The following is a 23,145-nucleotide window of genomic DNA, read 5'->3' on the forward strand; positions in this document are numbered from 1 at the left end:
TTATAGATCAAAGATCATGAGAAATGACTTTTGCTCACTTCATCAATCTCTACGGTATCGCAGTTTCGCTTCTTACAATGCCATTTCGCATAGACACAAGAGACGCCTCCTCGCCGACCGTCACTAGCCGAACGTCAGCACCAGCATGAGGCCGGACACAGTTGTTGGTGCAGGCTGCAGTGTCTTGCCGCTGTGGCGCTGATGCCAGAGCTTAGCAAAGATCATCCACGGTTTTCATCCTGACATATGGCCGCCTCGGCCAATCAGCCGAGACCACCCAGAGTCAAACCCTATTCGCCTCAATTGGAAAGCCGGTGAGAGCGGTGCAATGGTCAAGGCAGTCAAAAAAGATGGGAGCGGTTGAGTGGCTAGAAAGCGAACGCCTCAAAATGTCACCCGCGATTTCTGTCAACATTGGCATTTAGATCATACCAAGATCGCGCTCAATCCAACTACCTATCCGCGCCATATCTGCAAACATAAGACCGTCATCTAAATGGGCGTAACGTGCGGTTGTTGAAGAGTTCCTATGGCCGAGCAGGTTCCCAATCATGGGCAGTGTCTCGGATGAACGAGCAGCGAGGCTCGCATAGTTGTGCCGCAGATCGTGCAATCTCACATCCTCGATGCCCGCTTCGACCCTCAGCATGCGCCAGAACCATTCGATTGCAGACACGGGCAGCACATCGAACTGGAAGACGCGCTCATCGCTCCTTCTGCGTGGCAAGCAATCAATGACTGCCCTTGCCTCCTCACCAAGCCAAACGACACGCGGCCCGGTTTTGGAGTCGGTCAGCTTCAATTTCCGGCCCTGAACCTCGCCCCAAGTGAGGTTAAGGATTTCGCCGCGCCGACATCCTGTCAAAGCGAGAAGCGAAATTACCGCCACCTCGTTGGGCTTGTCCGCGCGATGCCGTGCTAGCGCTTCTCCAAGTCGAGCCATTTCAGCGTGGCTCAGGAAGCGCTCAATCTTCCGCCCTTTGTTGCGCTTCACGCCACGGAAGGGATTTGAGTGCTCTGGGAGATAGCCCCATGCCTCTGCCTTACCGAACATCGCTTTTAAGATTTCCATAGCGCGGTTGGCCGCGCCCGGTCCTGCCGAGCGCGTCAGCGTTGCGTGCCAGCGCACGGCATCAGCATGGCTGATCTCGTCGATGAACTTTCCGGCGAACGCATGGTTCAGATGCGTTCGCCGGTAGATGTCATGAATCTCAAGAGTGGATGGCTTCCAGGTCGGAGACGCCACCTCCCAATAGTGCCGGAGAAAGGAGGTGTAGGTCGGCGTCTTCTTCCCGCGTTGCTTCTTGTCCGCAGGATTCTGGCCCAGTTCGATCCTCAAGATGAGGCGGCGCGCAACATCCTTGGCGATCCGCTCGGTTAGAATAGCCGCATCGCCTATGGTGATGAGTCTCTGCTGGCCACCCATGGTGCGCTGCAAGACGTAGCTCTTCCTGCCAGACGGATGGATACGCTCGCCAAAACCGGGAAGGACGTAATCGAATCTCGTGCGGCGCTTTCCGGCATCACCCGGAACGATGCGCGCCAGCTCCTCGGCAAGGATGCGCTTGAGGTCATAGCTGGTCATGCGGTCATCCCCATTGAGTTTGCGAGGCTGGAACAGATGCGGTCGGCGCTTTCCGAAATCACCTCGTCGGCGAGGTGCGCGTACCGCGCCGTTGTTTCGGGAAGCGCATGACCGAGCAGCTTGCCAATCGTCGCAAGCGGTATGCCTTTCGCGATGGCGACCGACGCGAAGCTGTGACGCAAATCGTGCAAGCGCACATCGGGCAGAGCTGCCTTGCGCCTGATCTTCTCCCAGTGCTGACCTAGGTTGATCGGCACCTCGCGATACATCGCCGGGAAAACGAGTTGATCGTCTCCGCGCCGTTGCAGCCCAGCGAGTACAGCGATTGCCTGCGGGTTGAGGTAGATCGTCTTCGGGCCGGTCTTGCTGTCAGGCAATGCGAGGCGGGGTATCTGGACGTAGCGCCAGCGCAATGTCGCAATCTCTGAAACCCTTGCGCCTGTATAGATCAGCATCCGGAGAGCTGGGACCACGAACTCATTGGCACCGTCGTGCTCTGCCAGCACCTTACCGAGCCTTCGATATTCATCGGCTGAGAGATAGCGTTCCGGCAGGTCCCGCTTGAAGCGAGAAACGCCGCGACACGGGTTGGTGTTCTTCTCGCGATAGCCGAGCTTCTCGGCATATTGCATCATAACCGACATGATCGGGATGCTGCGGTTAAAGGCTCCTCCCACATCAGCCATGCTATCTCGCCAGCAATTGATGTCAGCCCTTTCAATCGCGTCGACAGAGAGTGTTCCAAACCTTGGGATCAGCCGCTTGTCGATATAGGCCCGCGATGCATCGCGCGTCGAAGGCTTCCAATGCGGCGAATAGTCGAGCCAAAACTCCTCAGCGTACTCCGCGAAGAGTGGAGCTTTTAGCTTCTCCGGAGCGGTAGGAAGATCGGCAAGCGTCGCCTTGATGAGCAATCTGCGCGCGGCAGCGCGCGCGGCGGGAGCGCTCAGCGCGCCTGCCGTCACTCCCGCGCTTCCCAGCGTCACCATTCGCTGAACGCCTCTCGGCCTGTGCTTCAAAATCCAAGTGAGGTGTCCCGACTTGCGCTTGCGAAGTCCGAAGCCGGGTAGCTCGGTATCCCAAGTGATGCCGACAGGAAGCGACTTTCGCCGGGCAAGATGGCCGGTCAGTTTTAGACGGTGCGACTGCCTGCGACGGGATACTCCTGTGCCTTGGCTACCACTTGATTGCTCATCCCTTTGAGCAAGCAATATCTCTGTTTCTTCTCGCTTTTTTGACATTTCATGCAGCTACCGCTGCGTACGGTGTGCACGAAGTTGTTCCCCAATTGTACATGGTCTGATCCACCACCGCCCCGACCGTTCAATGTCGGAAAAGGCACTGGTTTCACGCGGATTTTCTAGCCCAAACCGGGCTTGAGGGCAAGATGCAAACAAACCAGTTTGTTCTCATTGGGGACCAGTTTGGTAACCAATAGCCATTTGAGAACGCCAAACTGCGCGGGAGTTTCAGGAGCGTGTTGCGGCTCCAAAGTGGAGTTGCCCAGCCGCCTGTCTTGGCAGGAACTCAACCCCTGCGAACGAAAAGAAAGGGGCAGGAACCGTTCCCGGTCCCTGCCCTGCTTGTCCGGTCAGAACTCATCGAGCATTGCCCCATGCACCGTGTGCACAACGCACGCTGCAAGGTGCGCCGGAAGTGCGTTGTAGTCGCCTTCATCCAGAGCAAAGTAGCCCAGTTCGCGGTCCTCAACGATGTGCTGATCGAAGAAGCTGTGCAGCGCTCGCAGCTCTGCCACTGCCAGCGCGGCAAAGTAACGTTCTGAGTTCGAATTTATCCGAGCAATTGAAGCCATTGTATCCTCCTGATGTCTGCCGTTGACGGCAGGAGCAGGACGGATGGTCGTGCGGCCGGCGCGTCAGGGATCGCCCCGAAGGGCGACCGCGAAGCGGCGGTAGGGGTAACGATTTTGTCGGACCGTAGCGCAGCGAAGGGGCGGCAAAATGGTGGGACCCTGCCGTCCTTGACGCGCCGGTTGCACGGCCATCAGAATGGGAGAACGTGAGACAGGCCCCCCTCCCCTCTGGTCCCGAGCTAGATCGCTGCCGAGACCTTCTGTGCGACTTCTGTCAGCGTCGCCTGCAGCCGATTGATTTCCGATAGGCTGGTCCCGCTCGGCACGTAGCGCGTCACAAGGAATTCGCGTGACTGCGACATGGCGTGCAGGTGTTCCCGCGTCCGCTTCCGCAGCACCAGCCCAAGCTGCACCGCTAGGTCCGCCCTTGCCGCGAGGTTGTGCTGGAGCCCCCGGACCTGGCCCGCGCTGTGACCTGAGTGGAGAAGGAATGCGTTCAGGTATAGTTCGACCGCGTGGATTGCGACCATGCGAAACGGTGACCGCGACCTGGGTTCTCCGGACCGTCCATTCTGCACGAGAAGGTGGGCCGCGATCCGATACTCATCGGCAAGCGCCACCACCTCGGCAGCAGTCGCGGCCTCACCCGGATAGCAAGCGGTCGCATGGTCAGTCATGGCGCTGTTCGTAGCACCGCTTTTGCAAACGATTACTGAAAGATCTCGGGCGCTTCCTTCGCCAGAAAGGGGCCCTGTCCGCCTGGGACGGGACCCCTTCGGGAGCGAGATGGACGTGAGAGGTCAGTCGATCTCGGGAGCGTCTTGGTTGTCGTTCTCGTCGCCAGAGCCGTTGCCACGCGAGAGGAAGTCGACCTTGTCGGCGAGGATCTCGGTGCCGTAGCGCGTTACCCCGTCCTTGTCCTCCCACTGGGTGTAGTGGATACGTCCCTGGACGCTGACGAGCTGACCCTTGGTGCAGTACTGGCCGACGGTCTTGGCGAGGCCGTTGAAGCAGGTCACCCGGTGGAACTCGCTTTCCTTGGCGGTGTAGCCGTTCTCGTCCTTGTAGGTCTTGCCATCCTTGTCGCGTGCGGGGCGATCGGTGACGACAGTGATCCCGGTGACATTGGTGCCGCCCTTGGTCTCGCGGGTGTCGGGATCGCGAGCGATGCGGCCGGTGAGGATTGCGATATTGGTCATGATGGTAGTCCTTCAGTTCCTCAAACCGGAGACCATCTCCGGCTTGCGAACATCCAGAAGAAGCAGGGCATGGGAGGACTGCACCGCAGGAGCAAAGCTCCAAGGGAAACCTGTTCATGACGGGTGGTGCGGGCAGGCGCGCGAAGCGCGACAACACGGCCGGAAAGGAACGGGTTGCTGTCCTCAGCTGACCTGATTCAGGACTGTTCGCGACAAAGGCCGGATGGGTATCGGGTGCGGGTCTGAAGGTGCCGTGACCGGCACTTCTAATCAGACTTCACCTTCGCCTGCCGATGTCGCCAGGAGATCCATGAAGTTGCGCGCTGCTCCCCATTTTCCTCGTTTTCGAACGCCACATCGAGGTCAAGGGTGGACTTCTCCCCTAACTGCTAATTTAGGCGCTGCTGGATTCATTTGATGTTGCGGGTACTTACCAACTGACCTTGGTACGAGCACAGGTTTCTGACCACTATGTGGCGGTCTTTCGAACTTCCAAGGAAGGTGGCGAGACATTGAAGGTGGCGTTAATTTGGAACTCTCCCGTCGCAGCTCAGCTAACGAAGCTTGTGAAACAATCGAGAATTTTCCTAAGAAGATTATGCTATAGTTATCGACTCTTAACCGGGCTGTCGGCAGAGTAATTGTGAAGGGGGCAATTTGATGCCGATTGACGTGACCCCCAGCTTTCCCCCAGCTGGGATTAGAGCCGGACCGCGTTGTTGCGCATGAGCGCGGTTGAAGCAATGGGCTGCGTAGCGGAGCCCGTAGGGCGTAGCGAAGCTGGCCATTGCTTATCCAGTTTGGCGGCGAACGCCGCCGGGGTGTCGTAGTCGAGGGAAGAATGCGGCCTCTCCCGGTTGTAGTCCTCCACCCAGGCAGCGATCTCGACGCGGGCGTGAGCCATGCTGAGGAACAAAGTCTCATTGAGCAGTTCGTCCCGCATGCGGCCATTAAAGCTCTCGACGTAAGCGTTTTGCATTGGCCTTCCCGGTGCGATGTAATGCCACTCCACACCGATCTCCCCACACCATGCCAGCACCGCATTGCTGGTGAGCTCGGTGCCATTGTCGCTGACGATCATGCCGGGCTTGCCACGCTGCGCGATCAGCTCAGTCAGTTCGCGCACGACACGGCGCCCGGAGATCGACGTATCCGGCACCGCTGCCAGGCACTCCCTCGTCACATCATCGACCACGTTGAGCACCCGGAATCGTCTTCCCGAAGCCATCTGGTCGTGAACAAAGTCCAGGCTCCAGCGCTGGTTCGGCAGCGCCAGCACCGGAGCAGGTGCTCTCGTGCCCACAGCACGCCTGCGACTGCGTCGTCGTCTGACCGCCAACCCTTCCTCACGGTAGAGCCTCTGGGTCTTCTTCCGGTTGATCATGATCCCCTCCCGGCGCAGCAGGATGTGCAGACGGCGATAGCCGAACCGCCGACGCTGGTTGGCCAGCTCGCGCAGCTTCTCACGCAGATCGGCGTCATCGTCCCGGGTGGAACGGTAACGCACGCTCTTGCGATCAGCATCGATGACACGGCACGCCCGCCGCTCGCTCATCCCGTGGCAGGCCTGGAGATGAGCGACAGCTTCCCGCTTGGCGGCGGGCGTCAGAACTTTTTTGCCAGAAGATCCTTCAACGCGGCCTGGTCCAACATGGCATCGGCGAGCAACCGCTTCAGCTTCGCGTTCTCGCTCTCGAGCTCCTTCAGTCGGCGGGCATCGGACACCTCCAGCCCGCCATACTTCGACTTCCAGTTGTAGATCGTCGCTTCCGACACTCCGTGTCGCCGGGCCAGGTCAGCGGTCTTCGCACCCGCCTCAGCCTCCTTCAGCACACCGATGATCTGCTCTTCGGAAAACCTCGTTCTCTTCATCTCGTCCGTCCTTCTGTAAGGGCCGGACTCTAATCCAAATTGGAGGAAAATCAGGGGGTCACGTCAATCTGGATGGCGAAGAGCTTGAGGTAATCTTGGCGCAAAATGACGAAACGATCTATTTCACAAAGACCCATCTGGCCGATTTGAAGAAGGTCATAGAGGTTGATCGCCGTAGCATTACCGGAATTCCTCAAGCCGATGGTGAGACATAAAGCGTACGACCTTGCCGAAGTGCATCGAGGTAGTCGCTCCACCACTGAGCCATCTTTACGCGTTCATCCCAGTAGTTCCCGCGATTGTAGACCCCTCGAATCGCGTTGCTATCTCCGTGAGCCAAAGCGCGCTCGATCGCGTCGGGGTGCCAAAGTCCGCTCTCGTTGAGCATGGTCGATGCAGTCGAACGCAGACCATGTGCTGTCACTTCGTCCTTGGTGAAGCCCATGCGACGAAATGCTGCATTGACCGTGTTCTCGCTCATGGGACGTTGGCTCGTATGGAACGCTGGGAAGATGTAGCCCTTGCTGCCGGTAATCGATCTCAGCTCGCGAAACAGTTCCAACACCTGGCGTGATAGCGGCACTACATGGGCCCGGCGCGCCTTCATCTTGCCTTCCGGAATTGTCCAGGTGGCTTTGTCCCAGTCAATCTCGTGCCACTCGCCGTGGCGAAGCTCGCCGGGGCGCACAAAAACATGCGGTGCGATCTTCAAAGCGAATTTCGTAGCCGGGTAGCATTCGAAATCATCGATAGCACGAAGGAGCCCGCCCAACTTCTCCGGCTCGAGGATCGCCGCGTAATGCCGTGCTCTTGGTGTCACCAGTGCGCCTTGCAGGATCGAGGTTGGATCGGTTTGGCACTGGCCAAGCGCGGCCCCATACCGGAACACCCGGCTTGCGAAGGATCGGCATTTCTTCGCAGTTTCGAGATTACCTTTGGCTTCGAGCTTCTTGAGCGCCGCCAGCATCAACTGCGGATCGACATCGTTGATTGGCATATTGCCGATCGCGGGCTTGAGCAGGTCGAGGAACCAGCGGGCCTTGCGCAGCGTGGCTTCTGCCCTGCCTTCGGGCACCATCTTCTCATCGATGTACTTGTTGGCGATGACCTCGAAGGTGTTCTCCGCACCTAGCTTGATCCTGGCCTTCTTGCGCTTGCGCTCCAGCATCGGATCGATGCCATCGGAAACCTTGAGCCGTGCTCGGTCGCGGAGCTGGCGCGCTTGCGACAAGCTAATCTCAGGGAACGCGCCGATGGGCAGCTTCTTTTCCTTCCCGCCAAAGCGGTACTTGAAATACCAGAGCTTGGAGCCGTTCGGCTTCACCAGAAGCAGCAGCCCACGCGAGTCGTATTTCTTGTACGACTTGTCGGCAGCTCGGAAGCCTTTGATTTCCTGCACATTGAGGCTCATTTGGGGGCCTCACTTTCGTGCGATTTGGGGGCTTTTGAGCTGGAGCCCCCAACCGAGGCCCCCAGAGGCGTTGGAACAAAGCGGAACAAAACAAGACCTCGCTTTCTGCGCTAGAGGTCAAGAATGGCAGAATTCCGCCGTTTTCGCAATGTTTTGGAACGTTCTGATGAGAACAAATGGTGCCCAGAAGAGGACTCGAACCTCCACGCCCTTGCGAGCGCCGCCACCTGAAGACGGTGCGTCTACCAATTCCGCCATCTGGGCACACATGCACCGGCGATCCGTGTGTCGCCGTGCGGGTAGGAGCGCGCCGATAGACGGGGGTGCGGGGCCTTGTCAATGGGAATGCGACAAGTTCGTTCGCGCGGCTGCCGCATCTTTGGTTGCGCGGGCGCGGTGTGCGTGCCAAACGCGGGGCCGGTGGCTGCAGGCGTGGCCATGCATCGGTATTCTAGCGACCTCGAAAGGGCACGACATGGCTTCCTCCGCTCTGGCCGGAAAGCTCGTCACTCTCATCGGCGGCAGCGGGTTCCTTGGATCTCGCGTGGCCCAGAACCTGCTCGCCAAAGGCGCGCGTTTGCGGGTGGCAAGCCGCGATCCGAAGAAGAGCTGGCACCTGAAGCCGCTGGCCAATCTGGGCCAGTTACAGTTTGCCAGTGTCGATGTGCGCAAGCCCGAAACGGTTCGCGCGGTTGTCGCCGGGGCGGACGCGGTGGTGAATTTAGTCGGCGCGTTCGACGGCGATCTGGATGCGGTGCAGGGCAGCGGCGCGGGCAAAGTCGCGGAACTGGCAAAAGAGGCGGGGGCGAGCGCCTTTGTCCATGTCTCTGCCATCGGGGCCGATTCCGAATCGGAACTTGCCTATCAGAGCAGCAAGGGCCGCGGCGAAGTGGCCGTGGCAGAGGCATTTCCGGGCGCGACGATCCTGCGCCCTTCTATCCTCTTCGGTGAGGACGACCAGTTCGTGAACATGTTTGCGAACCTGATTTCCTCGATCCCCGCGATGCCCGTGTTCGCGCCAGAGGCGAAGTTGCAACCGGTGCATGTCGACGATGTGGCTGATGCGGTGATCGCGGTGCTGGAAGATGCGTCGCTGGCGGGCAAGACCTATGAACTGGCCGGGCCGGACGTGGTGACGATGCTGGACCTGAATGAGCGGATCGCCAAGGCGCAGGACCGGTCGCGCATGTTCCTGCCGCTGCCCGATTTCGTCGGGCGGACGATCGCGTCGCTCACCGGCTGGCTACCCGGCGCGCCGATCACGGCGGACCAGTACGCGATGCTGGAGCAGGGCAATGTGGCCCGTGGCGACAAGCCGGGTCTGGCCAAGCTGGGCATCACGCCAAAGCCACTGGACCTGTTCCTCGATCGCTGGATGGTCCGGTACCAAAAGCACGGACGCTTCCACGAATCGAACGCGTAACCTTACGCGTTGATGTCCGAATAGTGCTTGGGGGGCGCAACGCCCTCCATCCGGTCGGCCAGAAGCGGCTGAAAGCTCGGCCTGCTTTTAAAAACCGAATACCAGCCGCGCGCCTGTTCGTGGCCCGACCAGTCGATGCCGCCAAGGTAATCGGCGACCGAAATCTGCGCGGCGGCGGCAAGGTCGGCCAAGCTCATAGTCGCGCCCGCCAGCCAAGGGCGATGGTCGATCAGGTAGTCGACATAATCAAGATGCTCGTCCGCCAGCCGCATGGCATTGCGCAGCGCGGTCGAATTCGGTGCCTGCCGGTGCACGACCCGCTTCGTATAGCGTTCCATCAGCAGCGGACCGGTGACGTCGCCATAGAAATTCTCGTCAAACAAGGCGACCAGCCGGCGAATCTCCGCCCGGTTCGATGCGGTGCCGTTGATCATCGGATTCTTCGGGATCGTCTCCTCGAAATACTCGCCGATGGCCCTGCTGTCCGACAGGGTGATGTTCTTCGCATCGTCGCGGATCGCCGGGGTGCGTCCGGTGGGGTTCATCAGGAAGAATTCGTCGCGCATTTCCCATGGGTTTTCGCGCACGAGTTCGAAAGACACGCCTTTTTCCGCAAGCAGCAGGCGCAGCTTGCGGCTGAACGGACAGAGCGGAAACTGATAGAGCCGCCACATGGCCTTGAATTGCCTGCCTTTCCCCAGAGGGCGCAAAGATGCCCCACGTGTGGCGCACCCCCATGCGCCTTCGATCAAACCGATTGACGCAACCGCGCCCCCTACGTCAACAGACGATCCGGGCCATGCGCCGATAATCGAGGGATTTCGACGATGAATGGAGCGATGAACCGAGATGAGGCGATTTTGGGCTGCGTACTGGGGGGCGGCGCGTCGACGCGGTTCGGCAGCGACAAGGCTTTGGCGGTGCTGGATGGAGCGACGTTGCTGGATCGTGCGCGGGCGACCCTGATCGCGCTATGCGGCGATGTCGTGATCGCGGGCAGGGCGGACCTTGAAGGAGCGGTGGCCGACTGGCCGGAGGCTGGGCTGGGGCCTTTGGGGGGATTGGCCGGGGCCTTGCGCCATGCGCGCGAAGCGGGGTTCGGCGCCGTTCTGGCCTGCGGGGTCGATAGCCTTGGCCTGCCGGAGGACTTGCTGGCCCGCCTCTCGCCCGGTCCGGCCTGCCTCGCCGCGCAGCCGGTTGTCGGGCTGTGGCCGGTTGCCACGCTGGACGTTCTGGCCGAGATCCTGACCGGGGGTGAGCGCCGTTCGATGCTCCACTTTGCAGAGCGGACCGGGGCGCGGCTGGTCGAACTGGACGCCCCGCCAGCCAATGTGAACACGCCCGAGGATCTGGCACGGCTGGCCGAGGACCAAAGGCGTAGCTGATTTTGGCGGCTTGTGCCGGTCCTTCGCATTTGCAATGGCAGTGCCGACTATGGCCGACCCCCGCATCATCGATATCGCGCTGGACGAAGCGACGATCCTGTGGCGGAACCCCGATATCGAGCAGGAACGGCGCATCGCGATCTTCGACCTGATCGAGGAGAACACCTTCAAGCCGATGCGCGCCTTCGGGGCTGGGCATGAAGGGCCGTACAAGCTGACCCTGTCGGTGGTCGATGGACGGCTGTCGATCGCCATCGATGACGAATCGGGCAATCGGCTGGAAGAACTGTTGCTGGGCCTTGCCCGCTTTCGCCGCCCGATCCGCGAGTATTTCGCGATATGCGACAGCTATTACCAGGCAATTCGCAAGGCCAGCCCGCAAGAGATCGAGACGATCGACATGGCCCGGCGCGGGGTTCACAACAACGCGGCGGAACTGTTGCTGGAACGGCTGGATGGCAAGGTAGAGACCGATTTCCCGACCGCGCGGCGGCTGTTCACGCTGATCTGCGTGCTGCACATCCGGGGCTGATCCGATGGCACTGCCCCGATTGCGCATGCCGCGAATCCGGCTGGCGCGCCCACGCCTCTGGCTGGTTTTCGCCGCCGTGGTGCTCGCCATCGTCGGGACGATCTGGTGGAAACAGGCGCACTGGACACCCGATGTGGCCGACTATCCTTTGCAGGGGGCATGGCTGTCGGACGGCGATGTCAAGGTGGTTCCGGCGCTGCCCGAACTCGGCGCGCGGTTCGTCTATGTGACCGCAAGTCTGGGTGCGAAGGGACAGAACGCCGATTTTTCGGCGACGGTGGAAGCCGCGCGGCAGGCCGGATTGCAGGCGGGCGCAGTTCATATCTACGATCCTTGCCGCCGCGCGGACGAGCAATCGGCCAACTTCGTCACGCTGGTCGCCCGCGATGCGGACCTGCTGCCGCCCGCCGTCTATCTCGACAAATCGGGGGAGGACTGCCCTCGCCGCGTGCGCCCCGCAGAGGTCGAATCGGAACTCGTCGTGTTCCTCAACCAGATCGAGAGCCACGCCGGGATGCGCGCCATCCTTGCGCCGAGCGAGCGGTTTGAGGAGGAGTACCACTTCGGCAGCCGGGCCGAGCGTGAGCTTTGGCTGACCCGCAACTGGATCGCGCCGGGCTATGCCGGGCGTCCTTGGGCGTTGTGGACCGCGAATACCGATCTGCGCACCGGCGTCGTTGGCGGCTCGGTCGCATGGGTCGTGGCGCGGCCCTAAGCGGTTAATCCGCACCCGCCAAGTTAATCCCCACCAGATTGCCCCCGCGCCCTTGCGGGACGTTCCGCCGATTGGGCAAGGAAACCCGCACCAAGGAGGACCGGGCAAGGCAATGGCGATTCTTTCCGACAAGTGGATCCGCGAACAGGCGCAGAATCAGGGTATGATCGAGCCCTTCGTCGAGGCTCAGAAGCGCGACGGTTGCATATCCTATGGCCTGTCGTCCTACGGCTATGACGCGCGCGTGGCGGACGAGTTCAAGATTTTCACCAACATCGACAGCGCTATTGTCGATCCCAAGGATTTCGCCAGCAACAGCTTCGTCGACAAGAAGACCGATTGCTGCATCATCCCGCCCAACAGTTTCGCACTGGCCCGCACGGTCGAATATTTCCGCGTGCCGCGCGACGTGCTGGTGATCTGCCTTGGCAAGAGCACCTATGCCCGGTGCGGCATCATCGTGAACGTCACCCCGCTGGAACCCGGCTGGGAAGGGCACGTCACGCTGGAATTTTCCAACACCACGCCGCTGCCCGCCAAGATCTATGCCAACGAAGGCGCGTGCCAATTCCTGTTCCTGAAAGGGAACGAGCCGTGCGAGGTCAGCTATGCCGACCGCGCAGGCAAGTACATGGGCCAGCGCGGCGTGACGCTGCCGAAGCTATAGCGGGCAGCGTCACCATACCGGATCAGTCGACGAACAACGCGTCGAGGTCTGCGGCAGAGTGGCGTTCTGTGATGCCGCCTTCGCGGGCATTGACTTTGGTGCCGCGCTGAACCGGCATGCGATCGCCGACCGCCTTGGCCCAGCGTTGCAGGTTCGTGTATTCGTGGACCGACAAGAATGTGCCCGCGTTCTTGTACGACTTGTCTAGCGCGAGTTGTCCGTACCAAGGCCAGATCGCCATGTCCGCGATTGAATAGTCATCGCCCGCAACGAATTCACGGTTCGCCAGATTCTGGTCCAGCACATCCAGCTGACGCTTCGTTTCCATCGCATAGCGATCAATCGCATATTCGATCGGATAGGGCGCATAGGCGTAGAAATGCCCGAACCCGCCGCCCAGGAACGGCGCGCTGCCCATCTGCCACATCAGCCATGACAGCACCTCTGCCCGCTCCGCCCCGCCCGATGGCAGGAAAGCGCCGAACTTCTCGGCAAGGTGGATCAGGATCGCGCCCGATTCGAATACGCGCACCGCTTCGGCCCCGCTGCGGTCGACCAGCGCCGGGATTTTCGAATTTGGATTGATCCCGACAAAGCCGGAGGTGAACTGGTCCTTCTCTCCGATGTTGATCAGCCATGCATCGTATTCGGCCCCGGCATGGCCTGCGGCCAGCAGTTCTTCGAACAAGATGCCGACTTTCTGGCCGTTCGGCGTGCCCAGCGAATAGAGCTGAAACGGATGTTGGCCGACCGGCAGGTCCTTTTCGGACCGGGCACCGGCGGTGGGCCGGTTTATGCTGGTCCACTCGCCAGAGCTCTGATCGTCATAGGTCCAGACTTCGGGCGGTGTATACTGTTCGGTCATGGCAAGTCCTGTCGCTGCCGGAATTGGCTTGGTGCAACAGATAGGACGTGCTCGCGAGATTGCCACCGCGTGTCGGCGCAACGCGTCGGTGCCCGCAGGACAGCCTGAATTTTGCGAGAAACTGGAGCGGGCGAAGGGATTCGAACCCTCGACCCCAACCTTGGCAATTCGCCCGACGGCTTTTCGCTACTCTTTCCGATTGCGCGAAAACACACGATAAATACCTGTAATGACATAATAATATTGTGTATATATCTTCGCCATGCCACTCTAAATTTCGCCAGAATTGACCCTGAAAGCCTTACAAAGTAAGCATTGAGGGTAATTTTTCCCGAAAAGTAAGCAGTAGATCGGGACGGATGACAAGGTGGTTGATATCATGCCAAAAATCTCGAAAACGCTCGTCGAAGGTCTGAAACGCTCGAAAGATCGGGTCAAAGGTTCTAATCAGATTGTATGGGATAGCGAACTGCGCGGATTCGGCGTTAGTCTCGGTTCGCAGGGTACGAAGAGCTTTGTTGTGCAGTACCGCACACCTGAGGGGCGCACCCGGCGGAAAGTGATTGGTCGCTTCGGCCTTATGACCGCTGAGGAAGCAAGGCGATATGCAAAGGCATTTCTTGGCGATGTCGCGAAAGGTACGGACCCTCTTGCTGAGGCAGAAAGCCAGAGTAACTACACCATCAATGAGATATGTGACTGGTATCTGGAGCGAGCCGCAGCCGGAAAGATTATTGGACGTAGTCGGCGACCAATCAAGTCGTCGACGCTTGCGATGGATCGCAGCCGCATCGAAGCTCATATCCGCCCGCTTCTAGGGGACCGCGTGATTGAGCGGCTTAGACTTGGCGACATTGAGGCAGCCCAAGCGGAAATTGCAGCAGGCGCTACAGCCAAACCTCGCAAAGGTAGTCGAGGTGGCGTCACCACAGGTGGCGAAGGTGTTGCCTCGCGCTCCATGTCCACGCTTCATGCGATCCTTGAACATGCTGTGCGGCTGGGGGAAATCGAGAAAAACCCTGCCCGCGGCATCAGACGTCTGGCGAGCAGTCCAAAAATGCGCTGGTTGTCCCAAGCCGAAATCCGTTCGCTCGGAACAGCACTGCGTGAAGCAGAAGCTGAATTCGAACATCCCAAAGGAATTGCCGTAATCCGGCTGTCGCTGCTGACTGGCTTCCGCCGGCTTGAAGCGCTCAGCCTCGAACGGAGCTGGTTGCTTGAGGAAGAGCATGCCATTCATTTTGCCACGACAAAAACTGGTGCGCAGCGCAGGGTGATTGGCGAGTCCGCTCAGAAATTGCTTCTCGATCAGCCGAATGACGGCTCGAAATATTTCTTCCCTGCCGACTGGGGTGATGGGCACTTTATCGGAGTGGTTCGGGTTCTGGATCGGATTTGCGCTCGGGCGGAGCTTGAAAATGTCACGCCGCATGTACTCAGGCATACGTTTGCAAGCGTTGCCGGGGGCCTGGGGTATTCCGAACTGACGATCGCGGCTTTGTTAGGGCATGCGTCTCGCGGCATTACGCAGAGATACATTCATATCGACGAGCCGTTGCGAGCCGCAGCAACTGCTGTTTCCGGACATATTGCCGAACTGCTCAACGAGGGTGATTGACTTGGACCGCCCGTCTGAAAATTTGCCGTTAAAATCCGTCTTGATGCTGAGGTGGGCTGCCGACACCATCTCCACCTAGCGCATTTAGGCTGCTGCCTTCAGCGGCGAGTGCTCTCGTCCTTCAGGCTGTTTCCGTGTCGGGCGACAGAACGGGCGCTGGCGCAAGGCAGGCCTCGTCGAAATCGCGCATGGTGCCCTCGTCGGACAAGCCTTCCATCATCTCGTGGACAGCGGCCATCGCCTCACTCTTGTAGGTCTTTGCCCTAGCCTTGCGCATCGTCTTTCACCTCGACCAATCGGTCTGCTTCAACTTCCGTTTCGATCTGGTCATCGCCCAACACCAGCACGATGCTACTGCATGCTGACGTGATTGCAAACGAACTCAACAGCCGAACACGTCAAGCGGCAGCGGTCAATTGCCGGATTATCTATCGAGAGCTTGAGGTCTTTTCCGAGAGACCTGATAGCACAAGACCTGGGGCATGTATTTCGGCGGCCCTGAAGGCCTTCAGGACGCGCAGATTTACATCGGTCTCGAAGGCCTTTTCATGTCTGGTATCCAGGACATAGGCTTTGAGCCTCAATCTCACGCCGCTCATCGTGTCGGACATCCACTGTGTGACGAGTACTACGATGGGCTTAGCCAGAAAAACGTAGCGGCTGGATAGTGCGGCTTCGTTCACAATGCTCCTTGCGAGATCGATATCCAGACCCGGCGCGATGTAGAAATCCATCACAACCTGCATATCGAGCGCGCCATAGTTGCCCGATGAGGTGATATCACTCAGGAACTTGCTGTTTGGGATGGTGATCGTGTTGTCGTCAAGTGTTTGCATGCGTACGGATCTGAGGCCGATTGCCGTGATGTCTCCATACTCGCCGCCGAAGGTTACGCGATCTCCGACCTGGAAGGGTCGGTCGAGCATAACGATCAGGCCAGCGATGAAGGACGCAACGAGATCCTTCATCGCAAAGCCCACGGCAACGGCAAGTGTGCCCCCGATCAATGCCAGCGCCGTATCGTCGAGCCGGAATGAGAGGAGCAGGACAATAGCGGTCGTCACGATGTAAATGACGAATTGCGCGAGCGTAGAGAGCTTCTGAAGCGTCAGCCGACGGGACGAAAACTCGCTGCTGAACCCATGAACGAAGCGGTCCAGTATGCGCAGCAACGCCCATGCACCTGCGATGACCAGGAAGGATGTAATTACACCGCTCCATCGGATCACGCCGCCGAGCTTGCTGATCGTATCTGCACCCACCTCACTTTGGGCAAAAGCGGGTGACGCAGCGGCAAGGGCGACAATCACGCTGGCGAATATCGCGTTTAAACGGATAGCTTTCCCCATGGTCAGAACCTCACGATCAGGTTTTGGCGCATCAGGACACGCACTGCTTCGGCCCACCAGAACATTGTAATTCGGTAGCCGTCACCATCGCGGGCAATAACCCCAATACGTTCCAGTCCACGCAGGGCATCGACTACAATGATTGACGGAAGATCAGTGCTTCGCTCGATTGCGGACTGCTGCGCATGGTCCATTTGCAGTATAGCCCGCAATACGAACATGGCGGCATCTGGCAGACGCTGTAACGCCTGGATATCGGGTGTCGCGAACGTACGCACCACAACCTTGCCAGCAGCAGAGTCAATGAATAGCGAACGCCGCCAGAACTCCAATGCAATCGCAGGATTGCCATTGGCGTATTCGTTCAGCCGGTCGAAAAAGGCCGCCTCTTTGCGCTGTTCGGGTGTAAGATCGCTATCGAATTGATATCCGCCCATTTCGGCGAGGTCACTGAAGTCCGCCTCTATTTCCGCCTGTTTGGAGCGACGTTCAAGAAGGGTTCGAAGGTCTTTGGACGACCATCGGTCAAGGTGCCGGATCTGATCGAACAGCACGCGATCGAAGCGCGCGCGCGAAATGTAGTTCCACGCGGGCGCTCCAATCGACATCACCCACACACAGCCTTCCCCACAACATCGTGCGAAGGCGACCAACCTGTCCAGGTCTCGAAGGCCACCAATCGCGGGGATGACCAGGCGTTGGACATCGTCAATCTCGATAAAGAGATGGCGCGGATCATCACGCTTGCAAATGGCCTGCACAATGGCGTCCTCGCTCTGAGGCCTTGTGTCGGGCGTGAGGGATGCGGACAGATCGGCCAGCACGCCCTCAAACCCGCGGGCATCGACCCTGATTGAGAACACCCGTTCGGTCTTTGTCGCGTGAGATTCCTTCAAGGCTTGTAGCGCGGCACTCTTGCCCAGTCCGCGCTCTCCGACGATTGCCGCGATGGTCCCGCCGCGAAGTTCTTCAGATGCATAAGGAATGCTCGGTCCGTTAACACGCGATGCCTGCAAGGGCGCTCGGTGCGGGGCGAGCACGTCCATCTTTTCGGCGGGTAAGCGACGATATTTTCCGCTTGCCTTGTCTTGGGCAACACGCTGGGCAGCCACCATCCGGTTGCGTTGTTCGAACAGCTCGTGAACCAGGGCGAAATCGCTGATCCGCCTGGCTATGGCCAGACGCGCACCATTGATGAGCAGAACCGTGCCGGCAAAAACTCTGCCGATGAGGCCCAGAATACCCGCCGGGTCCCGTGCAATCCAGCCCAGGAGCGCACTGCGCCCGGCAGTGACACCGCAGAGTGCTACAATTCTATCCCGCCACCAGTGGGACAGTATCAACGTTACCGGGATCGCCAGTAGCCAGCAGAAGCTGAGGATCCAGTGATATATAGCCCCTTCACCAACACTTTCGCGCGCCAGCGCAAGTGCCAGAAGTACGGCAAGCGCTACGCCAACGACCAAACCGAGAGATTTAAGGCGCAAGTTGGCGCGTGGATCTTCGCTGCGGCCGCCGCGTACAAGCTCATTTGCAAGACGCGCTATGAGCCAGGCACCGATCGAAAAGATTACGATTATCCAGACATAGGATAGCCCAGCGGGGTGAATGGTCGCCGGCAGAAGCCAGCGCAGCATCAGGATGTAGACCATCCAGTCGAGCGGGGCGCCAACCCGTCGTACATAGTTTACGATCGTAACCTGGAAGGCGCTGGCAAGAGTAGGTGCGTTGCGCCGTCGTAGGGCCGTTTCGGTTGTGAGCAGGATGGAGATGCCGTGCTGTCGCCACCAGCGGAAGATGATGGTGAGGAGCAGGATAGCAAAAAGCGAGAATACCATCGAGGGAGTGGGCTGCCTGAAGGGGGCCAGCGCTTCGTCGAGATTGTTTCGCCAGTCTGACGCCTGATAGCGCAAATCGAGCGTGATTTGGGCCAGTTCGCGGCTTACCTGTGCAATGCCTTCGCTACCGAAACCGAGGACTGCGGAGCGTTTGCTGCTGCTTAGATGGTCGATGAGTTCGAGACGCGATGCGTTGACGAGTACCATCGCATCACGAAGCGCGGTCTTTTCCCTCGACGTTGCGGTTGCTTGCCTGTCCGCGAGGGTCGCGGCGTTTTCTACAAGCTCGTGCCTTAACCGGATCAGTTCGGGCGCGGCGACAAGGCCTTGGGTCAGTGCATCATCAAGCGGAGGCGGGTCTATTGATGTGTCACGTTTTACATTTCGGGAGCTGAGCGCGCCCCGCAACTGACCCCGAACGTCTTGCAAATAGCTGACCAATTGCTCGTACAATGAATCGGCTTGCGCTGTGCTGTTTCTGGCAGTGGAAGCTATATCCTTCACCTTACGGCGCCAGGCCAGGGCGTCATTCTGTATTTGCTCGGGTCTTGCCTCGACCTGGCTCAGCACACCAGAGAAGCGAGCTTGAGCAGCCCTGACGGCATAGAGTTTCGTGCGCTCGGTCGCTATGATCCGTTCGCTTTCGTTTTCTGCCTGCTGTGCCAACTCGGCGGCGGCGCGCATTTCTCCTTCTGCTGCCAGAACGGCATTTGATGGCGTCACACCAATGCCACTTGAAACCAGGAGGTTCGAAAGTTGATCCGGAGGCAAGGCGATTACCTGGCGCTGCAATTGCGCTAGCCGGGCCTGCAATCCTGCCGGAGAATCTGGATTCTTGACCTGAGCCTCGGATGAGGTGCTTTCCAGCTCGGCAAGGCTATTTGCGAGGTCGATCGTAAGCGTATCGCCGGGGGCGGGTTTGCCGCTGAGGAACGCCTCCAATGACGAGATCCGCTCGCGCAAGCGCTCCGTTTCGGAATCTTCTCTAAGTTTCTCTTGCTGAGTCTGAACCTTTGCCGCGTGCCTGCGCAGCAATTCTGTTTGCCGGGATTGGGGTAACCGCAGGAAGCTCGCCTGAGCAATGGCAAGGCGGGCATGATCGATATTGAGCGGCGCGAGGACTGCGGGATCGGCTTTCGCCTTGTCGAACAAAGTCTTGTCGCCGATCATGGCGATCACCGATTTGAATGTGACATTGTCCAGGCTTGATTGGAAAAGGCTGTTTGCATCCACATCGGCGGGGAGATCGCCTTCCACGAGTTGTTCGATGGCCTTGGCCTGACGCGCGACCGGGCTTTCGGAAGCTTCCGCGCTGGTCCGACTGACGGTTGCTGGAGGCGTGTCGGGCGATGGGGCTTGAGCGATCGCGTCCTGGACGCCACAAAGTGAAAGCGCGAAGAACAGGCAACTGACAATGGTTTTGCGATTCATGCTTCTTTCTGGATTTGGTTGACGAGTTCTATTGTGGTGCTGGCCAACTGTACCTTCCCTCCGCTTCTATCGACCGCTTCCAGGATTTTTCGCATGATGGCATCCTTGGTTGAGCGGCGAGCCTTGTAATCGACGATGTAGCGCACCGTAAACTCGATCCAGTTGTCAGTCGCAGACAGTGTGACCATGGGTTCAACGCGGGCCTGTTCGATCATGAAATGGCGTGCAACGTTGTGCCAAATGTCTCGGGAGCGGTGAGTGAAATCCTCGACCTGGTCGGACACGGCATCTTCGATCATTCTCTGTGCCACTTTCCAGTTCGATCCGTATCGCACCGGTATCGTGAATTCGTCCCACAAAAACGGAAATTCGCCGGAGTAGTTAAAGACGGGTTGCTTGAACACGTAACTGTTGGCGATCCGTACGATGCGACCGTTGTACTGGTCCCCGTTTACCCAGCCTCCAAGTTCCATCAGCGTGGTACGCAGGATACCGATATCGATCACATCTCCCTTGATGCCGCCAAGCTGCACGCGATCACCGGGTTTGTAGAAGCTGCCGAAAGAGAGCGCGACCCAACCGGCAACGCTGGCGATGACTTCCTGCAAGGCGAAGGCCACACCTGCGCCTACCGCGCCGATCACGACTGAGAACTGAGCGACCCGTGAGCTGAACATGCTCAACAGGACAACGAAGAACAGGATATACCCCAGATAGCCAATTGCCTTGCGGACGCGATAGCGTGCCGACACATCTTCAATCGAGCGAACCGCCAGACCCCGCAGTATAAGGATGCCGGCCAGCAGAGCCAGCAACAGCAGGATCGAAGGGGTGTAGGAAGCGATGGAGGTCAGCGGGAGCAATTTATCCGGGGCTGGCAACATACGCGACCTTTCAAGCGTGACATTTCGTCTGGATGGGCAAGCGACGGAATTGTCGGCTCGGCTCGCAAGTCCAACCCCAGGACCGCGTCAGGGCACAATCCGCGTGCTGGATGGCAAAAAGGACAGGTGCCGTCGGAGGTTATCGGTCAGGCAGGTTACTGGCGAATTTTACAATCTGATTTTCATCCCGTAAATTCGAATTGATTGAATGATAAATTCGTGAAATTCAAATTAAATGGATATCTCCTCCCTCAGCACGTTCCTGGCGGCCGCCGACACGGGAAGTTTCACCGCCGCGGCACAACGCGTCCATGTCAGCCCGTCAACCGTCACTGAGCGGATCAAACAGCTTGAGCACCGGCTTGGCGTGGTTCTTTTCGAGCGTGACAAGCGCGGTTGTCGGTTGACGCTGGCCGGACGAAAACTGCTCGGGCCTGCGTCTCAGGCCGTTCGCGCCATTGACATTGCGAGGCACGAAGTGGGGCTGCCTGAACGCTTCAGGTGCTCCCTATCGTTTGGTGCACAGTATGTCTTGTGGAACGACGGTTTGCTGGATTGGCTTGCCCAAACACGCGGATCGCTGCCGGATGTGGCCTGGCGAGTGACCAGTGGTGCCTCTGCACGATTGAACCGCGATTTGGCCGAGGGCTTCCTCGACTTCGTGTTGCTCTATGATCCGGTATTCCGCCCCGACATTGGTTCGATGCCTTTGTTTGAAGACGAACTGATTCTTGTGACTGCAGGATCGTCTGACACATGGAGGAAGGATTATGTCCGGATCGAATGGGGACGGGATCTCGGCGTGGAGATTGCATCGCGTCTTGATCTGGCACCGGAATCCGGCCTGCTTCTCGACCTGGGGGAGCGTTCGGCAGATTGGCTGGTGAAGCATGCGATGGCAGGGTACATGCCCGCCCGTTCGGTCGCGAGCCGGATCGAGGCAGGAGAACTAAGCCGGGTTAATCATGCTCCTAGATTTCATTTCCCGGCCTATGCTTGCTGGCGAAGGGATATGGATGAAAGCTTGCTCACGGCGCTGCTCGAAAGTCTCAAAAACTCCCGGATCTGCGCAGAATGATGCGGCTTTCTCACTTGTGCTAAATTGCCAAGCGGGGGGTGAGCCAATCTCAATTACCTCAGCCCGCCGCCAATGGCGCGGTATAATTCGACCATGTTGGTGGCGCGGTTGAACTTGGCGGTAACGAATGACTGTTCGGCGCTATAAACCAAGCGCTGGGAATCTAGCGTGACCAGAAAATCATCGACACCAGTGCGAAATCGCGCATCGGAGAGCCTGTAGGCGGATCTAGCCGCGTCTCGCAGCGAGCCCTGTGCTTCGAGTTCCTCCGCCATCGTTGCTCGTCTTGCAAGCGCGTCTGCGACCTCCCTGAACCCTGTTTGGACACTTTTTTCATAGGTGGCCACCATCGCGTCGTAGGTAGCCTGCGCATAGCGAAGATTGCCCGAGTTTCGGCCAAAATCGAATATGGGCAGATTGGCGGAAGGTGTGACCGCCCAGTAATCGCTGCCGGAAGCGAACAGGTTTGAAAGACCAATGCTCATCGTGCCCAGCGCGGCGGTTAGCGAAATACGCGGAAAGAATGCCGCACGGGCTGCACCGATATTGGCGTTCGCGGCGCGAAGGCGGTGTTCGGCGGCGGCAATGTCCGGACGGTTCAACAACATCGTCGATGGGAGTTCGGCCGGCAAGTTTGTAAGTGTAACATCCGTTTCCGGGAACCCGGACGGCAGGTCGTGGGGTTGAAGGACAACTCCCGCTAGTAGATTGAGTGCATTTCTGTCCTGTGCAACGCGTGTTGTCGCTGCGGCGATATCCGATCGTGCCTGGTCGTAGCTGGTTTGTGCCTGACGCACTTCGAGTGCCGATGCGATACCCTTTGTGAATCGAGCCCTTGTCAACTCCAGCGTTTGTCCAAATGCCTCTTTCATATCGCGCGCAATTCGGAGCCGTTCCTGATCCGCCGCCATTGTCAGCCATGCCGTCGCCACTTCGGCGATCAGTGCGGTCTGCGCCGCGCTCCGGTTCTCGACACTGGCGAAAAATTCCTGTTGGGCTGCCGATGACATGTTTCGGACTCTGCCGAACAAATCTACCTCCCAGGCAGACACACCCACCGAAGCCGAATAGGTGTCGGTCCGACCCGACACTCCGCCAGCAGTGCTATCCGCGAATGGCTGATCCTGATAGGCTACGCTCCCGGTGACACCAACCGAAGGCAGGCGACTTGCGCGCTGCACCTGATATTGCGCGCGTGCCTGCTCGATATTGGCGAGAGCGATGCGAAGATCGCGATTGTTGTCCAAAGCTGTCTGGACGACGCTTGCCAGATGCGGATCGATGAGGAAGTCCCGCCATGCGGTTTCGGCCGATACAGTTGCGGGTCCGGCAGTTGTGCCGTCTGGCGGCCCGGACAGACCGACTGCGGTATTCATTGCAGGCACTGGCAGGTCGGGCCTCACATATTTGGGCGCCATGTTGCAGGCTGCCAATACCAGGGGCAGCGCAGTGGCGGCGAGCAGCTTTAAATTGCGCAAGG

The 23,145-nt window shown here is 59.0% G+C and carries 21 protein-coding genes and 1 tRNA gene; 7 read left to right on the top strand and 15 right to left on the bottom strand.

Features of this window, described 5'->3' with window-relative positions:
* Nucleotides 1-421: 421 nt before the first annotated feature.
* The 8 genes from AB433_RS02320 to AB433_RS02360 all read right to left on the bottom strand — a co-directional run bounded on the left by AB433_RS02320 (nt 422) and on the right by AB433_RS02360 (nt 8,144).
* Nucleotides 422-1,585: a site-specific integrase gene (locus AB433_RS02320; protein ID WP_047819756.1), complete on the bottom strand. Its 1,164-nt coding sequence runs from the start codon at nt 1,583-1,585 to the stop codon at nt 422-424.
* Complete coding sequence (locus tag AB433_RS02325; protein ID WP_245626560.1) at nt 1,582-2,499, bottom strand: tyrosine-type recombinase/integrase; 918 nt, start codon at nt 2,497-2,499, stop codon at nt 1,582-1,584. The genes AB433_RS02320 and AB433_RS02325 overlap by 4 nt, the downstream gene beginning before the upstream one ends.
* A gap of 677 nt (nt 2,500-3,176) precedes the next feature.
* Nucleotides 3,177-3,398 (bottom strand): hypothetical protein, encoded by a 222-nt coding sequence (locus tag AB433_RS02330; RefSeq protein WP_047819758.1) that lies wholly within the window; start codon nt 3,396-3,398, stop codon nt 3,177-3,179.
* 239 nt (nt 3,399-3,637) lie between these two features.
* Entirely contained in the window at nt 3,638-4,075 is a 438-nt protein-coding gene (locus AB433_RS02335) for a hypothetical protein (protein ID WP_047819759.1), read from the bottom strand.
* Nucleotides 4,076-4,198: 123 nt separating this feature from the next.
* The gene (locus AB433_RS02340; RefSeq protein WP_047819760.1) at nt 4,199-4,597 is read right to left on the bottom strand and encodes a single-stranded DNA-binding protein; all 399 of its coding nucleotides are present in this window, start codon (nt 4,595-4,597) and stop codon (nt 4,199-4,201) included.
* 700 nt (nt 4,598-5,297) lie between these two features.
* Nucleotides 5,298-6,469 (bottom strand): IS3 family transposase gene (locus AB433_RS02345; protein ID WP_156170623.1). Its coding sequence is split into 2 segments (ribosomal slippage): nt 5,298-6,217 and nt 6,217-6,469, totalling 1,173 coding nucleotides; the frame shifts between segments, so codons are not numbered across the junction.
* 193 nt (nt 6,470-6,662) lie between these two features.
* Nucleotides 6,663-7,880 (bottom strand): tyrosine-type recombinase/integrase, encoded by a 1,218-nt coding sequence (locus AB433_RS02355; RefSeq protein ID WP_047819761.1) that lies wholly within the window; start codon nt 7,878-7,880, stop codon nt 6,663-6,665.
* 177 nt (nt 7,881-8,057) lie between these two features.
* Nucleotides 8,058-8,144, bottom strand: a tRNA-Leu gene (locus AB433_RS02360).
* A gap of 211 nt (nt 8,145-8,355) precedes the next feature.
* Between AB433_RS02360 and AB433_RS02365 the strand changes: the two genes are divergently transcribed.
* Nucleotides 8,356-9,303, top strand: a complete 948-nt coding sequence (locus tag AB433_RS02365) for a complex I NDUFA9 subunit family protein (RefSeq protein WP_047819762.1) — start codon at nt 8,356-8,358, stop codon at nt 9,301-9,303.
* Nucleotides 9,304-9,305: 2 nt separating this feature from the next.
* On the opposite strand, the gene AB433_RS02370 is transcribed toward AB433_RS02365, so the two are convergent.
* Nucleotides 9,306-9,977: a glutathione S-transferase family protein gene (locus tag AB433_RS02370; RefSeq protein WP_047819763.1), complete on the bottom strand. Its 672-nt coding sequence runs from the start codon at nt 9,975-9,977 to the stop codon at nt 9,306-9,308.
* 165 nt (nt 9,978-10,142) lie between these two features.
* Between AB433_RS02370 and mobA the strand changes: the two genes are divergently transcribed.
* From mobA to dcd, 4 genes are all read left to right on the top strand, one after another.
* A complete protein-coding gene (mobA, locus tag AB433_RS02375; protein ID WP_047819764.1) occupies nt 10,143-10,688 on the top strand; it encodes a molybdenum cofactor guanylyltransferase in 546 nt (181 codons plus the stop codon).
* A 49-nt stretch (nt 10,689-10,737) separates the two neighbouring features.
* Entirely contained in the window at nt 10,738-11,220 is a 483-nt protein-coding gene (locus tag AB433_RS02380) for a UPF0262 family protein (protein WP_047819765.1), read from the top strand.
* Between the two features lie 25 nt (nt 11,221-11,245).
* Nucleotides 11,246-11,935, top strand: coding sequence for a glycoside hydrolase family 25 protein (locus AB433_RS02385; RefSeq protein WP_047819766.1), 690 nt, complete (start codon nt 11,246-11,248; stop codon nt 11,933-11,935).
* Nucleotides 11,936-12,047: 112 nt separating this feature from the next.
* Entirely contained in the window at nt 12,048-12,602 is a 555-nt protein-coding gene (gene dcd / locus AB433_RS02390) for a dCTP deaminase (protein WP_047823132.1), read from the top strand.
* Nucleotides 12,603-12,624: 22 nt separating this feature from the next.
* Here the strand turns inward: dcd and yghU are convergent, their stop codons facing one another.
* The gene (gene yghU, locus AB433_RS02395) at nt 12,625-13,467 is read right to left on the bottom strand and encodes a glutathione-dependent disulfide-bond oxidoreductase (RefSeq protein WP_047819767.1); all 843 of its coding nucleotides are present in this window, start codon (nt 13,465-13,467) and stop codon (nt 12,625-12,627) included.
* Between the two features lie 367 nt (nt 13,468-13,834).
* On the opposite strand from yghU, the gene AB433_RS02400 reads away from it, so the two are divergent.
* Nucleotides 13,835-15,085, top strand: a complete 1,251-nt coding sequence (locus AB433_RS02400) for a site-specific integrase (RefSeq protein ID WP_245626561.1) — start codon at nt 13,835-13,837, stop codon at nt 15,083-15,085.
* A gap of 121 nt (nt 15,086-15,206) precedes the next feature.
* On the opposite strand, the gene AB433_RS02405 is transcribed toward AB433_RS02400, so the two are convergent.
* The 4 genes from AB433_RS02405 to AB433_RS02420 form a co-directional block, all read right to left on the bottom strand.
* Nucleotides 15,207-15,362, bottom strand: a complete 156-nt coding sequence (locus tag AB433_RS02405; protein WP_047823134.1) for a hypothetical protein — start codon at nt 15,360-15,362, stop codon at nt 15,207-15,209.
* 151 nt (nt 15,363-15,513) lie between these two features.
* Complete coding sequence (locus AB433_RS02410; protein ID WP_047819769.1) at nt 15,514-16,434, bottom strand: mechanosensitive ion channel family protein; 921 nt, start codon at nt 16,432-16,434, stop codon at nt 15,514-15,516.
* A 2-nt stretch (nt 16,435-16,436) separates the two neighbouring features.
* Nucleotides 16,437-19,703 (bottom strand): ATP-binding protein, encoded by a 3,267-nt coding sequence (locus AB433_RS02415; RefSeq protein ID WP_053058944.1) that lies wholly within the window; start codon nt 19,701-19,703, stop codon nt 16,437-16,439.
* Complete coding sequence (locus AB433_RS02420; protein WP_218916912.1) at nt 19,700-20,566, bottom strand: mechanosensitive ion channel family protein; 867 nt, start codon at nt 20,564-20,566, stop codon at nt 19,700-19,702. Before AB433_RS02420 ends, AB433_RS02415 begins: the two co-directional genes overlap by 4 nt.
* A 256-nt stretch (nt 20,567-20,822) precedes the next feature.
* On the opposite strand from AB433_RS02420, the gene AB433_RS02425 reads away from it, so the two are divergent.
* Entirely contained in the window at nt 20,823-21,665 is an 843-nt protein-coding gene (locus AB433_RS02425; RefSeq protein WP_047819771.1) for a LysR family transcriptional regulator, read from the top strand.
* A 53-nt stretch (nt 21,666-21,718) separates the two neighbouring features.
* Here the strand turns inward: AB433_RS02425 and AB433_RS02430 are convergent, their stop codons facing one another.
* On the bottom strand, nt 21,719-23,143 hold the full coding sequence (locus AB433_RS02430) for an efflux transporter outer membrane subunit (protein WP_047819772.1): 1,425 nt from the start codon (nt 23,141-23,143) through the stop codon (nt 21,719-21,721).
* Nucleotides 23,144-23,145: the final 2 nt, after the last annotated feature.

This window comes from Croceicoccus naphthovorans (assembly GCF_001028705.1).
Taxonomy (GTDB): Bacteria; Pseudomonadota; Alphaproteobacteria; order Sphingomonadales; family Sphingomonadaceae; genus Croceicoccus; species Croceicoccus naphthovorans.

Coding starts and splice junctions, on each gene's coding strand:
- AB433_RS02320 (WP_047819756.1), bottom strand. CDS start 1,585: ATGACCAGCTATGACCTCAAGCGCATCCTTGCCGAGGAGCTGGCGCGC.
- AB433_RS02330 (WP_047819758.1), bottom strand. CDS start 3,398: ATGGCTTCAATTGCTCGGATAAATTCGAACTCAGAACGTTACTTTGCC.
- AB433_RS02335 (WP_047819759.1), bottom strand. CDS start 4,075: ATGACTGACCATGCGACCGCTTGCTATCCGGGTGAGGCCGCGACTGCT.
- AB433_RS02340 (WP_047819760.1), bottom strand. CDS start 4,597: ATGACCAATATCGCAATCCTCACCGGCCGCATCGCTCGCGATCCCGAC.
- AB433_RS02355 (WP_047819761.1), bottom strand. CDS start 7,880: ATGAGCCTCAATGTGCAGGAAATCAAAGGCTTCCGAGCTGCCGACAAG.
- AB433_RS02365 (WP_047819762.1), top strand. CDS start 8,356: ATGGCTTCCTCCGCTCTGGCCGGAAAGCTCGTCACTCTCATCGGCGGC.
- AB433_RS02370 (WP_047819763.1), bottom strand. CDS start 9,977: ATGTGGCGGCTCTATCAGTTTCCGCTCTGTCCGTTCAGCCGCAAGCTG.
- mobA (WP_047819764.1), top strand. CDS start 10,143: ATGAACCGAGATGAGGCGATTTTGGGCTGCGTACTGGGGGGCGGCGCG.
- AB433_RS02380 (WP_047819765.1), top strand. CDS start 10,738: ATGGCCGACCCCCGCATCATCGATATCGCGCTGGACGAAGCGACGATC.
- AB433_RS02385 (WP_047819766.1), top strand. CDS start 11,246: ATGCCGCGAATCCGGCTGGCGCGCCCACGCCTCTGGCTGGTTTTCGCC.
- dcd (WP_047823132.1), top strand. CDS start 12,048: ATGGCGATTCTTTCCGACAAGTGGATCCGCGAACAGGCGCAGAATCAG.
- yghU (WP_047819767.1), bottom strand. CDS start 13,467: ATGACCGAACAGTATACACCGCCCGAAGTCTGGACCTATGACGATCAG.
- AB433_RS02405 (WP_047823134.1), bottom strand. CDS start 15,362: ATGCGCAAGGCTAGGGCAAAGACCTACAAGAGTGAGGCGATGGCCGCT.
- AB433_RS02410 (WP_047819769.1), bottom strand. CDS start 16,434: ATGGGGAAAGCTATCCGTTTAAACGCGATATTCGCCAGCGTGATTGTC.
- AB433_RS02415 (WP_053058944.1), bottom strand. CDS start 19,703: ATGAATCGCAAAACCATTGTCAGTTGCCTGTTCTTCGCGCTTTCACTT.
- AB433_RS02425 (WP_047819771.1), top strand. CDS start 20,823: ATGGATATCTCCTCCCTCAGCACGTTCCTGGCGGCCGCCGACACGGGA.